The following is a 17,231-nucleotide window of genomic DNA, read 5'->3' as shown; positions in this document are numbered from 1 at the left end:
AGGAGAGAGAGGAGCGCTCTCATGGCTCACGCGGCACCAGCGTCCGGTATCACCACCCGTACCACCCGCCCGCCCGATCTGTTCAGCGCCCGCGCCCATGCCATCGGCCGGTGGGCGGGACCGCTCGCGCTGGGGCTCGTCTACGGCTACTGGGCCGCGGCCGACCGGCGCCACGGCGGGCCGATCACGGGCTGGAACGTGCTGTTCGGCTTCGTGACCACGATCGTGTTCACGGTGCTCCTGGCGGCCGTCCTCATGGTGGGCCCCCGGTTGCGGCGGGAGCAGCACGCCGCGCTGTGGTTCGCGTTCATCGGCGTGGCGTTCGGCTTCCTCTACAGCCAGAGCGGCCACGCGATCATTTCGGCGGTCGGCCTGTCCCTGGGGATCGGCATCGTCGCGGGCCTCTTCTGCTTCTACTGGTTCTACACGCACGAGGACGAGGCGGGCCATCGCGTCGGTTGACCCGCCGGGGCCCGACCCGCTGACGCACGCCGGCCGGCCCGGGACCGGCCGGCCCGCCCTCCCGTCACCCGAATGCCGTCCCTCCGCTCGCGCGGGTGCGGGTGACGGCCTTCGCTGAGTACGTGTCCCGACGTATGCGAAGCGGCCTGTCGGCCGTGCTCATCGCGCTCTCGTGCCTGCTCGTGCCGCTCGGCGCGCTGTCGGCCTGGGCGGCGTACGGGCTCTCCGACACCAGCCGCTACGTCACCGCCATGGCGCCGCTCGCCGACGACCCGGACGTGCGCGACGCCATCGCGGACACCGTCGGGAACGGGATCGTCCAGGAGTTCGGGCAGCAACTGGACGCCCACGTGCGCCGCGGCACCATCACCCCCTTCGTGCACGACGCGGTGCGCTCGTTCACGCAGACCGAGGCCTTCCGCACGGCGTGGAACGAGGGCAACCGGGCCGCCCACGACGCCGTCCTGCGGGCCCTGCGCGACGAACCCGGCCGACGTGAACGCCCGGTCACCGTCGACCTCGCGCCCGTCACCGCCCAGGTCAAGGCCCAGCTCGCCCAGGACCACGTACCGCTCGCGAACCGCATCCCCGTCCAGCACACCGAGGTCGACCTGCTTCCGGCCCAGCAACTGGGCCGCCTGCGGAAGGGGTTCCACGTGCTCGAAGTCGCCGGTTTCTGGCTGCCGATCGCGGCCGTCGCGTTCGCCGTGGCCGGCATCGCCCTGGCCGCCCGCCGCCGCCGTGCGCTGACCGCCACCGCGCTCGGCACCGCCCTGGGCGGCGCGCTGCTCGCCCTCGCCGTCGCCGTCGGACGCAGCCTGACCCTCGCCGACCTGCCCGCCGAGGTCTCCCAGCCGGCCGTCGGCGCCGTCTACGACGCCCTCACCGCCACCCTGCGCACCACCTCGTGGATCCTCGTCGCCCTCGGCCTGACGGTGGCCGCCCTGACCTGGCTGACCCGCCGCACGCGCCTGCCCTTCCGCCGCCGGCCGCCCACGGCCCCGACCACCCGGAGCCGCCCCGAGCAGCCGCCGCCGCGCGTGCGCGTCTGACCCGGCGCCCGGCCTCGCGCACAGGGCGCCCGGTGCCCGTGCCGACCCCGTAGGCTCGTCGTCGTGACCAAGCAGGGGGGACGGTTCGCGAGCTGGTGCGCCGGGCTGATGTTCGCCGGGGTGAGCGTCGTCGTCGGGTGCCGGATCGCCGACAGCGACGGCATCACGCCGGTACCGCAGCTCCTCGCCTTCCTGCCGTGGCTGCTCGTGCCCACCGGGCTCGGCCTGGCGTTCACGCTGCGCGGGCGCTGGTGGGTCGGGGCGGTGTGGGGCATGGCCCTGCTGGGGCTGCTGGCCTGGTACATCGAGCCGTACGGCAGAGTCTCCGCACCGGCCGGCCCTGCCGTGGCCGGAGTGCGGGTGCTGACCTCGAACGTGCAGTTCGGACGCGGCACCCCGGCCCTCGTCCCGGTCATCCGCCGCGAGCGGCCCGACATCGTCTTCGTCGAGGAGTGCGAGTACACCTGCCAGTCGACGCTGGACCGGGAGGTCGGCGGCGACTACCCGTACCGGCGGGCGGTCCGGGCGGGCGGTTCGGAGGGGTCGCTGATCCTCAGCCGCTACGCGCTGCGCGGCACCGCCGGGGTGCGCGGCACGATGGGCATGCCGGGCGCGGTCGCCGACGTGCGCGGACACCCGGTGCGCCTCCAGCTCGCGCACCCCATGCCGCCGCTGCCCGGCCAGGTCGCGCTGTGGCACCGGGAACTCGCCCGGCTGCGCGCCTTCGCGGCGGCGGACCGTACGACGCCGACCGTGCTGGCCGGCGACTTCAACGCCTCCCAGGACCACGCGGCCTTCCGCCGCATCATGGACACCGGTCTGCGCGACGCGGCCCGTCTGTCCGGCGCCGAGCGCGACCCGAGCTGGCCGGCCCGCACCACGCCCGCCCTCGGCGCCCAGATCGACCATGTGCTGGTCTCACCGGACTTCTCCGCGACCGGAGCCCGCTTCCTCGCCGTGGCCGGCACCGACCACCGCGCGCTGCTCGTCGACGTCACGCTGCACGACGGCCGGGGAGCGCGTTGACAGGAGCCGCCCGCGAGTGCTTGCCCCTGCCCAAGATCACTACTGAGGGCCGCTAACCTTACGTGTCCGTCCTGGCCAGGGATTGACGGGCATCAACTCACGAAGGGTTGCGCACATGGGCATTCTCACTCTCCTGCGGAACGCGTTCGGCCGACCACGCAAGGGGCCAACAGCCGAGGCGGAGGGTGCGGAACAGGCTCCTGCCCAGGAGCCGGCACCCACCGCTGCCCGGCAGCCGGAACCGAAGGTCCCCGCGCAGTCGTCCACGGACGACGAACACGAACTGGTCTCGGCCGCCTTCGACAACATCGCGGTCCCCAAGCCCGCGGCCCCCGCGGACACAGCCGAGGCCCCGACCGAGACCCCGGCCCCGGAACCGGCAGCCGAGGAGCCGGAGTCGGAGCCCGAACCGGCCCCGGAGCCGGTGGCGGAGGAGCCGACGCCGGAGCCCGAGGCCGCGCCCGAGCCCGAGGCGGTGGCGGAGGAGCCGACGCCGGAGCCCGAGGCCGCGCCCGAGCCCGAGGCGGTGGCGGAGGCGGAGGCGGAGCCTGAGGCGGACGCACCGCAAGCCGCCGACGGCGAGCAGGCCCCACAGGGGCCACCCGCACCCGACAACGAGACCCGCACGGGTGGTGCGGGTGGGAACGACCCGGCCGAAGGCGAAGCCGAGGCCGAACAGCCACCGTCGGACCCGGAACCCACCGCCGAGGCGGAGCCTGAGGCGGACGCACCGCAAGCCGCCGACAGCGAGCAGGCCCCACAGGGGCCACCCGCACCCGACAACGACCCGGCCGAAGGCCAATGCGAAGCCGAGGCCGGAACCGAAACCGAACCCGCGGCCGAGGAACCGCAGCCGGCCGCCGAAGAGACCGCGGCGCCCGCAACCCCCCTCACCCGGCTCAAAGACCACGCCCCCGCCCTCACCACCGCCTACTACGCCGCCGCATCCGCCCTCGCGAAGTACGACCTCACCGGCACCCGCGCCAAGGTCTACCTCGTCCTCGACCGCTCCGCCTCCATGCGCCCGTACTACAAGGACGGCTCCGCACAGGCCCTCGGCGAGCAGACCCTCGCCCTCGCGGCCCACCTCGACCCCGAGGCGACGGTCCAGGTCGTGTTCTTCTCCACGGAGGTGGACGGCACCGGCGAGCTGACCCTCGCCGAGCACGAGAACCGCGTCGACGACCTGCACGGCGGCCTCGGCCGCATGGGCCGCACGAGCTACCACGCCGCCGTGGACGCCGTACTAACCCACCGCGCGGAGTCGACCGACGACCCGGCGACCCCCGCGCTGGTGATCTTCCAGACGGACGGCGCGCCGGACGCGAAGACGCCGGCCACTCAGTCCCTCACCGACGCGGCGAAGAACCACCCCGGCGTCTTCTTCTCCTTCGTCGCCTTCGGCGAGCACGACAACAAGGCCTTCGACTACCTCCGCAAACTGAAGACCGACACCGCGTCCTTCTTCCACGCGGGACCCACCCCCCGCGAGCTCACCGACCAGGAGCTCTACGAGGGCGTACTGGCCAACTGGCGCCCGTGACCCACGGGACCACGCGCCCGTGACCCACGGGACCACGCGCCCGTGACCGACGGGCCCCGCGCCGCACCAGGGCCGCCCCTTCCCACCTCTTGAAACGGGAAGCGGGCGGCCCACCCGTGTCGGCTACGATTTCAAGGTTCCGTAGACGACCCGCACCCCCACGAGATCGTCACCCCACGTAGCGACTTGGGAGCAGCCCGCGATGGCTCGACACCTCATCACCAGCGCCCTTCCGTACATCAACGGGATCAAGCACCTGGGCAACATGGTGGGGTCCATGCTCCCGGCGGACGTGTACTCCCGCTATCTGCGCCAGCGCGGCCACGATGTCCTGTACATCTGCGCGACGGACGAGCACGGCACCCCGGCGGAGCTCGCGGCCAAGGAGCAGGGCCTCCCGGTCGACGAGTTCTGCGCGCAGGCGCACGACGCGCAGAAGGCGGTCTACGACGGCTTCTCGCTGGCGTTCGACTACTTCGGCCGCAGCTCGTCCCCGCAGAACCACGAGATCACGCAGGAGATCGCCCGCGAGCTCAAGGCGAACGGGTTCATCGAGGAGCGGGCCATCCGCCAGGTGTACTCCAACACCGACGGCCGCTTCCTGCCCGACCGCTACATCATCGGCACCTGCCCGCACTGCGGCTACGACAAGGCGCGCGGCGACCAGTGCGAGAACTGCACCCGGGTCCTGGACCCGACCGACCTGATCGAGCCGCGCTCCGCGATCAGCGGCAGCAGCGACCTCGAGGTCCGCGAGACCAAGCACCTCTTCCTCCTCCAGTCCGTGCTGGCCGGCGAGGTCGAGGCCTGGGTCGACGAGCGCGCCGACAACTGGCCGGTGCTCGCCTCCTCGATCGCCCGCAAGTGGCTCACCGAGGGCCTGCACGACCGTGCGATCACCCGTGACCTGGACTGGGGCGTCCCGGTCCCGGCCGACACCTGGCCGGACCTGGCCGCCGAGGGCAAGGTCTTCTACGTCTGGTTCGACGCCCCGATCGAGTACATCGGCGCCACGAAGGAGTGGGCGGACCAGGACCCGGAGAACCGGGACTGGCGCTCGTGGTGGTGGGAGTCCGACGCGGACGTCCACTACACGCAGTTCATGGGCAAGGACAACGTGCCCTTCCACAGCGTGATGTTCCCGGCGACCCTCCTCGGCACCCGCTCGCCGTGGAAGAAGGTCGACGTCATCAAGGCCTTCAACTGGCTCAACTACTACGGCGGCAAGTTCTCCACCTCGCAGCGGCGCGGTGTCTTCACGCACGACGCGCTGGAGATCCTCCCGGCCGACTACTGGCGCTACTTCATGATGGCGAACGCGCCGGAGTCCGACGACTCGTCCTTCACCTGGGAGCACTTCACGGCCACGGTGAACAAGGACCTGGCGGACACGCTCGGCAACTTCGTCAACCGGGTGCTGTCCTTCTCCCGCAAGCGCTTCGGCGACGCGGTCCCGGAGGGCGGCGAGCCGGGCGAGGCCGAGGCGCGCCTCGGTGAGGAGATCGCCCGCCTCCTCGCGGAGTACGAGGAGCACATGGAGGCCATCCAGTTCCGCAAGGCGGCGGCCTCCCTGCGCGCCCTGTGGTCGGCGGGCAACTCCTACCTGGAGGAGAAGTCCCCCTGGCTGGAGATCAAGACCGACAAGGACGGCGCGGCCCTCACCCTGCGCACCGCGATGAACCTGATCCACCTCTACGCGGTGGTCTCGGAGCCGTTCATCCCCACCTCGTCGGCGGCCATGCGCGCGGCGTTCTCCCTGGACGGCGACACGGCGGCCTGGGTGACCCCCGCCGAGGCGGCCTCCCTGACCACCGTCCCCGCCGGCACCCCGTTCACGGTCCCGCCGGTCCTCTTCGCCAAGCTCACGGACGACGACCTGGAGACCTACCGGGAGCGCTTCGGCGGCGAACCCGCGTAAAGCGGGAGCGCACGGAGCACCACGGCTCCCCGTGACCGGACGTCCGGTCACGGGGAGCCGTTTCCCCACGTTCGCGCTCCCTCCCGTGGTTCCTCACCGGCCCGGGGCGCGTGAAAAGAGCTGGAAAACTCCTGGTAAGGTCCGCCCACTTGGGCGAGGGCAGGGGACCTCGCCGGGAGGGAACCTCACGTGGGCAGACATGCCCTGGGGCGGGGCGGACTGGCCGCCGCCGTCACCACACTCACGGTCGCCGTGGCGGCCGCGTCCGTCACCGTCCTCACGGGAAGCGGCGACGCCGCCCGGGCCGCGGGCGCGCAGAGCGCGGCCGGCACCACCGAGATCACGCTCACCGCCCCGACCTCGTCCACGGCCCAGCCGCGCTTCGACCAGCCGTTCGCGGCCGGTCCCGGCGGCTTCCTGCACGGACAGTCCGGGATCGCCGGACTGCTGTGGACGAGCTACGCCGACGGCACCACCGTCCGTGTGCGGACGCCGGACGGCCCCTTCGAGCCGACGGGACCGTGCAGTACCTTCAGCTCGACGTGCCAGCAGGCCTGGTACGGCTCGGACGGCGACCTCGTCGCCCTGCCGTCGAGCACGTCCGACACCACCGTCACCCTGTGGGATCCGGCCACACGCAAGACGTCGACCGTGACGTCCCAGTACCCCTACCGGGCGCTGGCCGGGAACACCGTCGTCACCAGCCGCACCCTCATCGACACCGTGGACGGCGAGCGCCGCGAACGCTCCTTCAGCCCCGCCGACATGACGGTCAACAACGGCTACGTCATGGCCGCCGACGCGGCCGGGGTGCTGGTCAGATGGGGCACCAGCCTGTACTACATCGACGTCGAATCGGCCGTCGTCACCAAGGCGTTCAGCGCTGTCTCCGCCACCGCCCCCGCCGTCCTGAGCGAGGGCCGGCTCGGCTACTACGGCGACGGCGGTCTGCACGTCAAGCCACGCACCGACCCGGGCGGCGAGGAGGAGTTCGTCGCGCTGCCGGGCCCCTATCAGTTCGCCAGGCCCGTCCTGACGGGTGACTGGCTCCTGCTGCCTCCGCAGACGGGTGCCGGCACCAGTACCACCGCTCTGACGGCCTTCTCCCTCGTCGACGGCTCGTCCCGCACCCTGCTGGACAAGGCCGGCAAGTCCGCGGTCCACGGACCCGGCGACACGGCTCTCGTCACCGGAGGCGGGAGCCCCACCGACTGGTGGGTGCAGCGGGTGAGCCTGACCGCGGACGGCACGCCGAAGCTGACGAAGCTGTACCAGGTGCCCGCGAAGGAGAACGACAAGACGGGCATCGCCCTCAGCCGCGGCAGCCTGCGGGTCGCCGAGCGCGACCCCAAGGTCACCAACGGCTTCAGCACCACCTCCGTACGGACCCTGACGACCAACGGCGGCACGGCGCTCACCGCGTCCGCCGCCACCGAGAGCGTCAAGTTCCTCCCGAAGTGCCCCTCCCCGGACACCCCCTGCCCGGCGTTGTGGGGCAACACGGTCACCTCGCCCAGGGACGTCTACCTGGAGGAATCCTGGGCCGGCCCCGCGCCGGCGGACTCGGACCAGCTGGTCTCGATCGGCTACCACCCCCTGGGGTTCAACACCACGGGCGGCAGCATCGTCGACGTCTCCGACGACTACGTGGTCTACAACTCCGGCGGTGCCGCCCCGGCCCAGTACGTCGGCCGGTTCGGCTACGGCCAGTTGCTGAAGCGCCCGGTCCAGACGGCCGCCCTCAACGGCCCCGTGCTGTGGAGCGCCGCCACCACCGCCGGCAAGGTCACCTCCTACAGCCTGACGGAGAAGAAGACCCTCAGCACGGTCACCGTCCCGGGCGCGGGCTGCGTCCCGAGCGAGTTGCAGGCGGCGGGCCGCTGGCTGTACTGGGCGTGCGGCACCGCCTCGGCGGGCGTGTACGACACCAAGGCCGGCACCTCCCGTGCCGTCGCCCCGGGTGACGTGCTGCTCGGCGACGGCTTCACGGTCCGCCACGACCACGCGGGCGGCACCCTCGTCCTGACCGACGCGGCCACCGGCGCCACCCGCGTACTGGCCACCGAGGTGCCGGACACCGGCCCGGCCGCCGACCGCCGCCAACGCTGGACCGTGGACGAGTACACGGGCCTGGTGGCCTGGTTCGACGCGTACGAGCGCACCCGTGTCGTCACGACCGGGTTCACTCCGTCGGCCCTGACCGCGATGGAGACGGACGCCGGCGCCTGGGCGCAGCCGGCCTCCTCGGAGCCCTGGACCGGCACCTGGCTGCTGTCCCGCCCCGTCACCTCCTGGTCGCTGACGTTCACCTCGGCGGAGAGCGGCGAGACCGGCAGGGCCACCCGCACCTTCACCGGCGGCGCGGCCACCGCGCAGGTGACGGCGCAGTGGAACGGCAAGACGGCGGGCGGCGTGCGCTTCCCCAACGGGCAGTTCAAGTGGACCCTGAAGGCGACCGGCCTCGGCACCTCCACGGCCGTGACCGTCGGCAGCGGCAGCGGCAGCGGCACGCTGAGCGGAGGCTCGCCCGTACGCCACGACTACCTCGCTTCGGACGGCATCGGCGACCTGCTCACCATGAGCTCCAAAGGAGCCCTGACCATCCACCGGGGAACGGCCAAGGGCACCCTCACGACCAAGGTCGGCGGCACCGGCTGGCCGAAGGGGACCACGGTCGTGCCGTTCGGCGACCTGAGCGGCGACCGCTGCAACGATCTCGTCGTGCGGCCGGCCAACGGCTCGCTGCGGCTGTACAAGCCGAAGTGCGGGGCCGCGCTGAAGGCGTCGACGCCGTACACCACACTCGGCAAGAGCGGCTGGAACCAGTACGACGTCATGGTCTCGACCGGTGACATCACCGGGGACGGACTCCCGGACCTGATCGCCCGCAAGGCCTCCACCGGGGAGATGTACCGCTACAAGGGCACCAGCGCGGGGAAGCTCTCCGCCCGCGTCAAGATCGCGAGCAACTGGAAGCAGTACAAGAAGATCGTCGCCGTCGGGGACATCACCGGTGACGGCATCGGCGACCTGATCGCCCAGGACAAGTCCAACAACCTCTACCGCTACGACGGCAAGCGCACCGGCACCTTCAAGGCCCGCGTCAAGATCGCCACCAAGTGGGGAGCCTCGTACAACGCCTGCGTCGGCGTGGGCGACCTCAACCGCGACGGCATCGGCGACCTGATCTGCCGGGACACCTCCGGCAAGCTGTTCCGCCTCTACGGCAACGGCAAGGGCGGCTTCGGCGCGCGCACGCAACTCGGCACCGGCTGGGGCGGCTACAAGGCCCTGTACTGACCCCGCCCGAACAGAACGAAAGCGGCTCGGAACCGAACACCGGTTCCGAGCCGCTTCCATGCGCGTGACGTTCGCTCCGCGGCTTCGTGCGCGCAGGTGACGCCCGTCAACAGCATCCGGGAGACCTTGCGGGCGAAAGGCTCGGCGGGGAACGGGCCGTGCCGGATCAGTTCCCCGTCGTTGAAAAAGTGAGCCCTGCACCGGCCTGGCTTCCCCCGTCCGCCGGAACTCGACCACCGGTCTCCGGAACCCCAGTCAAACCGGCTGCGACGTGAACGTTTCTCCGGTCCTCGAAAGAGTGAACACTCCCGATCTTCCGAACAACCCACTTCTTGAGCGACCTAGGTTGCCCGCATGGTCACTTCGACACACGAGGCCGCACACCGGATCTTCCAGGAGCATCCGGAGGTCCTCGCCCCCGTCTTCGAGGCGCTGGGCCTGCCACCGCCGGTGAAGGCGGACATTGCAGCGCTCTCACCCGACGTCACGGAGTTCCGCCCCATGGAGCGCCGCGTGGACACGGTGCTCAAGGTCGAGCCCACTGACGGGGACGGCTTCATGGTCGCCGTCGAGATGCAGACGAAGCGCGCCCCGGACAAGGGCGCCAACTGGGCCTACTACGTGGCGTATATGCGCGCCAAGTACGACCTTCCCGTGCTGCTCGTCGCCGTCTGCAAGAACCGGCCCACGGCTTCCTGGGCGGCCGGGCCCTTCGAGTGCCGTGTCGGCCCCTGGGCGACCCAGGTCACACGTCCGTTCGTCCTCGGTCCGGACACGGTTCCGGAGATCACGGACGAATCGATGATTGTGCGGGAGCCTGCGCTGGCGACCATCGCGGCCATCGTGCACAGCGAAAGCAAGCACATCGCCGCCATACTGGACTTGCTGGCCCGCGGCATGCGGTCCTTCGACAAGCCGACGGCGAAGTACTGGTGCGAGTTCCTGGAAGTCGGTCTGGAGGACACTCCGGCCAGAGAGACATGGAGAGGATTGCAGAAGATGGTCGCCACTTACTTCCCCGGCCGGGGAACCCTCTTCGAGGAAACGTACCTGGAGGGCAAGGCGGAAGGCGAAGCGAAGGGCGAGGCCAAGGGCGTCCTGCGCGTTCTCGAGGTGCGCGGTCTCCATGTCTCGCACGATGCCCGTGAGCGCATCACCTCGTGCACCGATCTCGATCGCCTGGCCGACTGGCTGGACCGGTCCGGCACGGTCGAACGCGCTGAGGACCTGTTCGTCGGGAATCCGGAGATCTCCGAGGACGACCCCGGCAATGCCTGAGCCCCGCACATCCCACTCCCGCGACTGCATCGCCGCATGAGCCTGGGCCGCCGGTTTCGCCGAGGGGCGGGCCACGGCAGTCCTGCGGCTCCTGCAGGGTCGGGACATCGAGGTCACCGGAAACACCTGGGGACGCGTGACCGCCTGCTCCGATCTGGCCACCCTCACCCGGTGGTTGAGGCTGGCCACCACGGTCACCCATGCCGAGCACCTCTTCGCCGAGTCCCCGGACTGACTTCTCGGTGACCGCTCATACAGACGGAGCGGCCCGGAGCCCTCGAGGGGGTTCCGGGCCGCTTCCCTGTCCGGCGACCTACTTCGGCTGCGGCTTGCGCACCGACAGGTGGAGTTCCCGCAGGCGGGACTCGTCCAGTTCGGTCGGGGCGCCCATCATCAGGTCCTGGGCGTTGCCGTTGAGCGGGAAGGCGATGGTCTCGCGGATGTTGGGCTCGTCCGCGAGGAGCATCACGATGCGGTCGACGCCCGGCGCGATGCCGCCGTGCGGAGGGGCGCCGAAGCGGAACGCGCGGAGCATGCCGGCGAACTTCTCCTCGACGGTCTCACGGTCGTAGCCCGCGATCTCGAAGGCCTTGAGCATGATGTCCGGCTCGTGGTTCCGGATGGCGCCCGAGGACAGCTCGACACCGTTGCAGACGATGTCGTACTGCCAGCCCAGGATGTCCAGCGGGTCCTGGGTCTGAAGGGCCTCCAGGCCGCCCTGCGGCATCGAGAACGGGTTGTGGGAGAAGTCGATCCCGCCCGTCTCCTCGTCCTTCTCGTACATCGGGAAGTCGACGATCCAGCAGAAGCGGAAGACGTTCTCCTCGAAGTGGCCGGCGCGCCTGGCGGTCTCCACCCGCACCGCGCCCATGATCTTCGAGACCTCGTCGAACTCGCCGGCGCCGAAGAACACCGCGTGGCCGGGGGCCAGCGACAGCCGCTTGGTCAGCTCCGCGACGTTCTCCTCGGTCAGGAACTTCGCGATCGGGCCGGTCAGCGCGCCGTCCTCGCCGACCCGCACCCACGCCAGGCCCTTCGCGCCCTGCTCCACCGCGTACTCGCCGAGCTGGTCGAAGAACTTGCGCGGCTGCCCGGCGGTGTCCGGCACCGCCAGCGCGCGCACGTGCTTGCCCGCGAACGCCTTGAACTCCGAGCCCGCGAAGACGTCGGTGATGTCGACGAGCTCCAGCTTGGCGCGCAGGTCCGGCTTGTCGGAGCCGTACTTCAGCATCGCCTCGCGGAACGGGATCCGCGGGAAGGGCGAGGTGACGTGGCGGCCGCCGCCGAACTCCTCGAAGAGCTCCGTCATGAGCTTCTCGATCGGCTGGAAGACGTCCTCCTGCTCGACGAAGCTCATCTCGACGTCGAGCTGGTAGAACTCGCCCGGCGAACGGTCCGCGCGGGCGTCCTCGTCGCGGAAGCAGGGCGCGATCTGGAAGTAGCGGTCGAAGCCCGAGATCATCAGCAGCTGCTTGAACTGCTGGGGAGCCTGCGGGAGGGCGTAGAACCGGCCCGGGTGGACCCGGGAGGGGACCACGTAGTCGCGGGCGCCCTCGGGGGAGGTGGCGGACAGGATCGGCGTCGCCATCTCGTTGAAGCCCATCGCCGACATCTTCTGGCGGATGGCGGAGATGACCGCCGTGCGCAGCAGGATGTTGCGGTGCATGCGCTCGCGGCGCAGGTCCAGGAAGCGGTACTCCAGGCGCCGCTCCTCGTTGACCCCGTCCTCGGTGTTGATGGTGAAGGGGAGCGGGGCCGCCGCGCCGAGCAGCTCGACCTCGGTCACCTCGACCTCGATCTCGCCGGTCGGCAGGTCCGGGTTCACGTTCTCGGTTCCACGTGAAACAACGGCGCCGTCGACGCGGACCGTGGACTCCTTGGAGAGCTTGTCGAGGGCCTCGTAGGCGGGCGTGCCGGGGCGGGCGACGAGCTGCGTGATGCCGTAGTGGTCGCGCAGATCGATGAAGAGGATGCCGCCCAGGTCGCGCCGATTGTGCAGCCAGCCACTCAGCCGGACGTCGGAGCCGACGTCAGAGGAGCGGAGCTCGCCGCAGGTGTGGGACCTGTACCGATGCATCGTCGTTCATCCAGTCTTCGCGGATCGGGGATCACCGGGCGGGCACGGCCCGGACCTACCAAGCGTACCGGGCAGCTCAAGATCGGCTCCCCACAATAAGGAGCGGTCCCCGTACGGTCCCGGGCGGCGCCGGGGCGGTACGGCCGTACACCCATCGGTGGCAGTGTCCGATCGCCTCTTCATACAGTGGGGCAATGCGCACTGGTGAGCCCCTGCCCGCCGTGGGGGACGTACTCGCCTCCCTCGCGACCGGGATGTGGCACTGGGACACGGCCACCGGCCTGGTCTCGGTCGACGCCGAGGCGGCCCGGCTGCTCGGGCTGCCTCCCGAGGAGACCACGCTCAGGGAAGCCCAGGTGCGCGCCCGCCTCCACCCGGTCGACTGGAACGAGATCACCGGCGTCGTGCAGCTCGCCGTCGCCGAGGGCAGCCTCGCCGAGGTGCGCATCCGCATCATGGACGAGCACAACCGGATCATCCGCGTCGTGCGCAGCCGCTCCAAGCCGACCTTCGACGCCGGCAAGAAGGCGTACAAACTGATCGGCACCCTTCAGGAGGTCGCCGAGCCGGCACCCGGCTCGCCCGCGGGGCGGCGCGCGGTCACCGGCGACTGGCGGCGCTCCCGGGAGGCCTTCCTGCTCGACGCCGGCCGGGCGCTGGCCGAGGCGCGCTCCACGGCCGAGGTGCTGCGGGTGGCGGCCGGCCTGTCGATGCCGGGGTTCTCGCCGGACGGGCTCGCGGTCTTCGGCGTCCAGGGCGACCGGCTGACGATCATCGGCCACCACGGGCAGCGGCCCGGCGACGAGGGTCCGTTCCTGAACATGGCGCTGGAGACGGACTACCCGGCCGCCGAGGTGGTCCGCACCGGGCGGGCCGTCTACCTCTCCTCACCGGGGCAGTACAAGGCGCGCTATCCGCTCACCTGGCCGCTCGCCGAACGCTTCCACCGCCACTCGTGGGCGTTCCTGCCGCTGACCGTCGCCGGCCGCACGATGGGCGCCTGGCTGGCCGCCTTCACCTATCCGGTGGCCTTCACCCCCGACGAGCGCTCGGTGCTGACCACGGTGGCCCGCATGCTCGCCCAGGCACTGTCCCGGGCCGAGACCGCCGAGAGCGAGCGGGAGCTGAGCGAGGGCCTCCAGCGCGCGATGATGCCCACGCTGGGCCCCGAGGTCCCCGGCATGGACATCGCCGCCCGCTACGTCCCCACCGGCGGCGGCCTCCAGGTCGGCGGCGACTGGTACGACATGATCCCGCTGCCCGGCGCCACCTCGCGGTCCCGCACGTCCTCCGGATCGGGACGCTTCGCCCTGGTCATGGGGGACGTCCAGGGCCACGACGTGCGCGCCGCGGGGCTGATGGGCCAGCTGCGCATCGCCCTGCGCGCCTACGCCTCCGAGGGGCACCGCCCGGACGCGGTGCTCGCCCGCGCCTCCCGCTTCCTGCACGGCATGCTCTCCGGCGACGGCGACGGCGGCGACGACGGCGGCGGCGGCGACGAGGACGATGACGATGTTCCCGACCTGCGCTTCGCGACCTGCCTGTACGCCGAGGTCGACCCGCGCACCGGGGTCCTGGAGGTGGCCCGCGCGGGACACCCGGACCCGGTGATCCGGATGGCGGACGGCACGGTGCTGCAGCGGCTGACGGCGGGCGGGCTGCCGCTCGGCATCGACCCGGACGCCGACTACCCGACCACCCGGTTCACCCTGGAGCCGGGCGAGACGATGATGATCTGCACGGACGGCCTGATCGAGACCGGCGGCCACGACCTGGACACCGGCTGGCAGCGGATCCGCACGATCCTGGAGCGGCACGGCGGCGACGCCGAGGAACTCGCCGACGCGCTGGTGCAGGCCGTGCACGGGCCCTCCTCGCACCACACCACCGGGCCCCTGGCCGACCGCCGCGAGGACGACATCGCCGTGCTGCTGCTCAGTCGGCACCGCGACGGCCGGGTGGCCCGCCCCAGGCTGCGGCACACCCTGATGACGGTCGCCCAGGCCGAGCCCGAGCGGGTCTCCGTGGCCCGCCGGCAACTGCGGGATCTGCTGCACGACTGGTCGAACGAGGAGCATGTGGACTCGGCGGTGCTGCTGCTGTCGGAGACCCTCGCCAACGTCCTGCTGCACACCGACGTCGACGCGCTGGTGCTGGCCGAGGTCAGCGGGGAGAAGGGGGAGCGGCGGCTGCGGGTGGAGGTCACCGATGCCGGCGACGACCTGCCGCACAAGCGCCGGCCCGGGGAGCTCGCCTCCTCCGGGCGCGGACTGGTGCTGATCGAACTGCTCGCGGACGCGTGGGGCGTCGTGCCGCGCGGCAAGGGCAAGAGCATCTGGTTCGAGCTGTACGAGTCCTCGGCGGCCAGGTGAGCCTCTTTCCCGGTGCGCCCTACGACGCCGCCGCGTACCGTTCCCGCAGTTCGTGCGCGGTTCCGAAGGCCGCCGCCGTCAGCGGCACCGCCAGCAGCATCCCCACGATCCCGGCGACCGAGGCGCCCCCGGTGATCGCCAGCAGCACCGCGGCCGGGTGCATCTGCACGGTCCGGCTCTGGATCACCGGCTGGAGCACGTGCCCCTCCAGCACCTGGACCGCCAGCACCACCCCGAGCGCCCACAGCCCGACGACGAACCCGCGGTCGGCGAGCGCGACCAGCACGGACACCGTGCCGGAGAGGAAGGCGCCCAGGTAGGGAAGGTAGCCGCCGATGAAGACCAGCGCGCCGAGGCCGAGCGCGCCGGGCACCCTCAGCACGAGCAGGCCGACGGTGATGCAGCCGGCGTCGATCAGCGCGATGAGCGTCGTGCCGCGCATGAAGCCCTCCACGGCCGCGAAGGCGCGCCGGGCCATGGCCTCCGCGGTGTCGCCGGTCCCGCGCGGTGCGAGCGTGCGCAGAACGGCGGCGGCCTTGTGCGAGTCGCGCAGGAAGAAGAAGAGGAGCAGCAGGGCGAGTACGGCCATGGCGAGCGACTCGCCGACGACGCTGACCCCGCTGATGACGTTGGAGGCGGCCGTCCCGGCGAACTTCTCCAGCAGCCGCCTGCCGTGGGAGGCGAGGTCGTCCAGCGAGGTACCGGCCGCCCCGAAGTGGGTGGCGAGCCACTGCGCGGCCTTCTTGAGCGAGGCGACGATCTGGCCCCCGCTGTCGATCAGGGCGGCCACCACGATGTACACCGCCCCGCCGACGACCACGACGACCACCACACAGGTGATCCCGGCGGCGAGCGACCGGTTCATCCCCGCGCCCGCGAGCCGCCGGAAGAGCGGCCGCAGCAGAGCCGTGCCGAGCAGCGCCAGCAGCACCGGGATCACCGCGGTCCGGAACACCACGCACAGCTCGGCCCCGATCCACACCACCCCTGACACCAGCAGAACGGCGGCGCACCAGGCGGCGAGACGCCGGACGGGCTCGGGCAGCAGCGGAGCGGGGGCCTGCACGCCTCAAGACGACCACACCCCGGGCGGGCTGTCCTGCACGGGCGGCCCGCCCGGGTGACACCGCGTCAGCTAAGGGCGGCGCGGGACCGGCGACGGAAGGGCCCCGCCCACAGGTGGACGGGGCCCTCGCGCGGCGGGAGAGGCCTACAGCCCGCCCTCGCTCATCCCGTGGACCGCCGGGACCGTGCCGAGGCGGCCCTTCTTGAAGTCCTCGAAGGCCTCCATGAGCTCCTCCCGGGTGTTCATGACGAACGGGCCGTAGTGGGCCATCGGCTCCCGGATCGGCTGCCCGCCGAGGAGGACGACCTCCAGGTCGGGCGTGTGGGAGTCCTGCTTCTCGTCCGCGCGGACGGTCAGCGAGGAACCGGCGCCGAAGACCGCGGTCTGGCCGAGGTGGATCGGCCGGCGCTCGGCGCCCACGGTGCCGCGTCCCGCCATCACGTACGCCAGCCCGTTGAAGTCCTCCCGCCAGGGCAGGGTGACCTCCGCGCCCGGCGCCACCGTCGCGTGGATCATCGTGATCGGCGTGTGCGTGATGCCGGGGCCCGCGTGACCGTCCAGCTCACCGGCGATGACGCGCAGCAGCGCGCCGCCGTCGGGGGAGGTGAGCAGTTGGACGCTGCCGCCGCGGATGTCCTGGTAGCGCGGCGCCATCATCTTGTCCCTGGCCGGCAGGTTCACCCACAGCTGGAGTCCGTGGAAGAGGCCGCCGGACACCACCAGCGACTCCGGCGGGGCCTCGATGTGCAGCAGTCCGCTGCCCGCCGTCATCCACTGGGTGTCGCCGTTGGTGATGGTGCCGCCACCGCCGTTGGAGTCCTGGTGGTCGAAGGTCCCGTCGATGATGTACGTGACGGTCTCGAAGCCACGGTGCGGGTGCCAGGGAGTGCCCTTGGGCTCGCCCGGCGCGTACTCCACCTCACCCATCTGGTCCATCATGATGAACGGGTCGAGGTGGCGGTAGTTGATGCCGGCGAACGCCCGGCGCACCGGAAAGCCCTCGCCCTCGAAGCCGCTCGGCGCGGTCGTGACGGTGAGCACGGGGCGGGCGACGGCGTCCGCGGACGCGGCCACACGGGGCAGCGTCAGCGGGTTCTCGACGGTCACTGCAGGCATGTCGGTTCCTCCTTGTGCGCT

The 17,231-nt window shown here is 71.6% G+C and carries 11 protein-coding genes; 8 read left to right on the top strand and 3 right to left on the bottom strand.

Going from position 1 to position 17,231, the window contains the following annotated elements; translation table 11 throughout:
- Positions 1-21 precede the first annotated feature (21 nt).
- From ACF09J_RS04640 to ACF09J_RS04610, 7 genes are all read left to right on the top strand, one after another.
- Positions 22-462, top strand: coding sequence for a hypothetical protein (locus ACF09J_RS04640; RefSeq protein ID WP_392303901.1), 441 nt, complete (start codon positions 22-24; stop codon positions 460-462).
- Positions 463-584: 122 nt separating this feature from the next.
- On the top strand, positions 585-1,514 hold the full coding sequence (locus ACF09J_RS04635) for a hypothetical protein (protein WP_392303900.1): 930 nt from the start codon (positions 585-587) through the stop codon (positions 1,512-1,514).
- A gap of 108 nt (positions 1,515-1,622) precedes the next feature.
- Entirely contained in the window at positions 1,623-2,540 is a 918-nt protein-coding gene (locus ACF09J_RS04630; RefSeq protein ID WP_392304168.1) for an endonuclease/exonuclease/phosphatase family protein, read from the top strand.
- Positions 2,541-2,655: 115 nt separating this feature from the next.
- Positions 2,656-4,083, top strand: coding sequence for a VWA domain-containing protein (locus ACF09J_RS04625; RefSeq protein WP_392303899.1), 1,428 nt, complete (start codon positions 2,656-2,658; stop codon positions 4,081-4,083).
- Between the two features lie 202 nt (positions 4,084-4,285).
- A complete protein-coding gene (gene metG / locus ACF09J_RS04620) occupies positions 4,286-6,001 on the top strand; it encodes a methionine--tRNA ligase (protein ID WP_392303898.1) in 1,716 nt (571 codons plus the stop codon).
- Positions 6,002-6,190: 189 nt separating this feature from the next.
- On the top strand, positions 6,191-9,301 hold the full coding sequence (locus ACF09J_RS04615; RefSeq protein WP_392303897.1) for an FG-GAP repeat domain-containing protein: 3,111 nt from the start codon (positions 6,191-6,193) through the stop codon (positions 9,299-9,301).
- 354 nt (positions 9,302-9,655) lie between these two features.
- On the top strand, positions 9,656-10,579 hold the full coding sequence (locus ACF09J_RS04610; protein WP_392303896.1) for a hypothetical protein: 924 nt from the start codon (positions 9,656-9,658) through the stop codon (positions 10,577-10,579).
- Between the two features lie 313 nt (positions 10,580-10,892).
- Here ACF09J_RS04610 and aspS read toward each other — a convergent pair whose 3' ends face one another.
- Entirely contained in the window at positions 10,893-12,656 is a 1,764-nt protein-coding gene (gene aspS, locus ACF09J_RS04605) for an aspartate--tRNA ligase (protein WP_392303895.1), read from the bottom strand.
- A gap of 194 nt (positions 12,657-12,850) precedes the next feature.
- Between aspS and ACF09J_RS04600 the strand changes: the two genes are divergently transcribed.
- Entirely contained in the window at positions 12,851-15,028 is a 2,178-nt protein-coding gene (locus ACF09J_RS04600; RefSeq protein ID WP_392303894.1) for a SpoIIE family protein phosphatase, read from the top strand.
- 19 nt (positions 15,029-15,047) lie between these two features.
- Here ACF09J_RS04600 and ACF09J_RS04595 read toward each other — a convergent pair whose 3' ends face one another.
- Positions 15,048-16,094: an AI-2E family transporter gene (locus ACF09J_RS04595; protein ID WP_392303893.1), complete on the bottom strand. Its 1,047-nt coding sequence runs from the start codon at positions 16,092-16,094 to the stop codon at positions 15,048-15,050.
- A 144-nt stretch (positions 16,095-16,238) separates the two neighbouring features.
- Complete coding sequence (locus ACF09J_RS04590) at positions 16,239-17,210, bottom strand: pirin family protein (protein ID WP_392303892.1); 972 nt, start codon at positions 17,208-17,210, stop codon at positions 16,239-16,241.
- Between the last annotated feature and the right edge of the window lie 21 nt (positions 17,211-17,231).

This window comes from Streptomyces sp. NPDC014889, assembly GCF_043081205.1.
Taxonomy (GTDB): Bacteria; Actinomycetota; Actinomycetes; order Streptomycetales; family Streptomycetaceae; genus Streptomyces.
Note: the sequence above shows the minus strand (reverse complement) of the source record. Positions and strands in the feature narration are given on the sequence as shown.

Bases quoted from the DNA above. Each gene is read 5' to 3' on its own strand.
- ACF09J_RS04640 (WP_392303901.1), top strand. From the start codon at position 22: ATGGCTCACGCGGCACCAGCGTCCGGTATCACCACCCGTACCACCCGC.
- ACF09J_RS04630 (WP_392304168.1), top strand. From the start codon at position 1,623: ATGTTCGCCGGGGTGAGCGTCGTCGTCGGGTGCCGGATCGCCGACAGC.
- ACF09J_RS04625 (WP_392303899.1), top strand. From the start codon at position 2,656: ATGGGCATTCTCACTCTCCTGCGGAACGCGTTCGGCCGACCACGCAAG.
- metG (WP_392303898.1), top strand. From the start codon at position 4,286: ATGGCTCGACACCTCATCACCAGCGCCCTTCCGTACATCAACGGGATC.
- ACF09J_RS04610 (WP_392303896.1), top strand. From the start codon at position 9,656: ATGGTCACTTCGACACACGAGGCCGCACACCGGATCTTCCAGGAGCAT.
- aspS (WP_392303895.1), bottom strand. From the start codon at position 12,656: ATGCATCGGTACAGGTCCCACACCTGCGGCGAGCTCCGCTCCTCTGAC.
- ACF09J_RS04600 (WP_392303894.1), top strand. From the start codon at position 12,851: ATGCGCACTGGTGAGCCCCTGCCCGCCGTGGGGGACGTACTCGCCTCC.
- ACF09J_RS04590 (WP_392303892.1), bottom strand. From the start codon at position 17,210: ATGCCTGCAGTGACCGTCGAGAACCCGCTGACGCTGCCCCGTGTGGCC.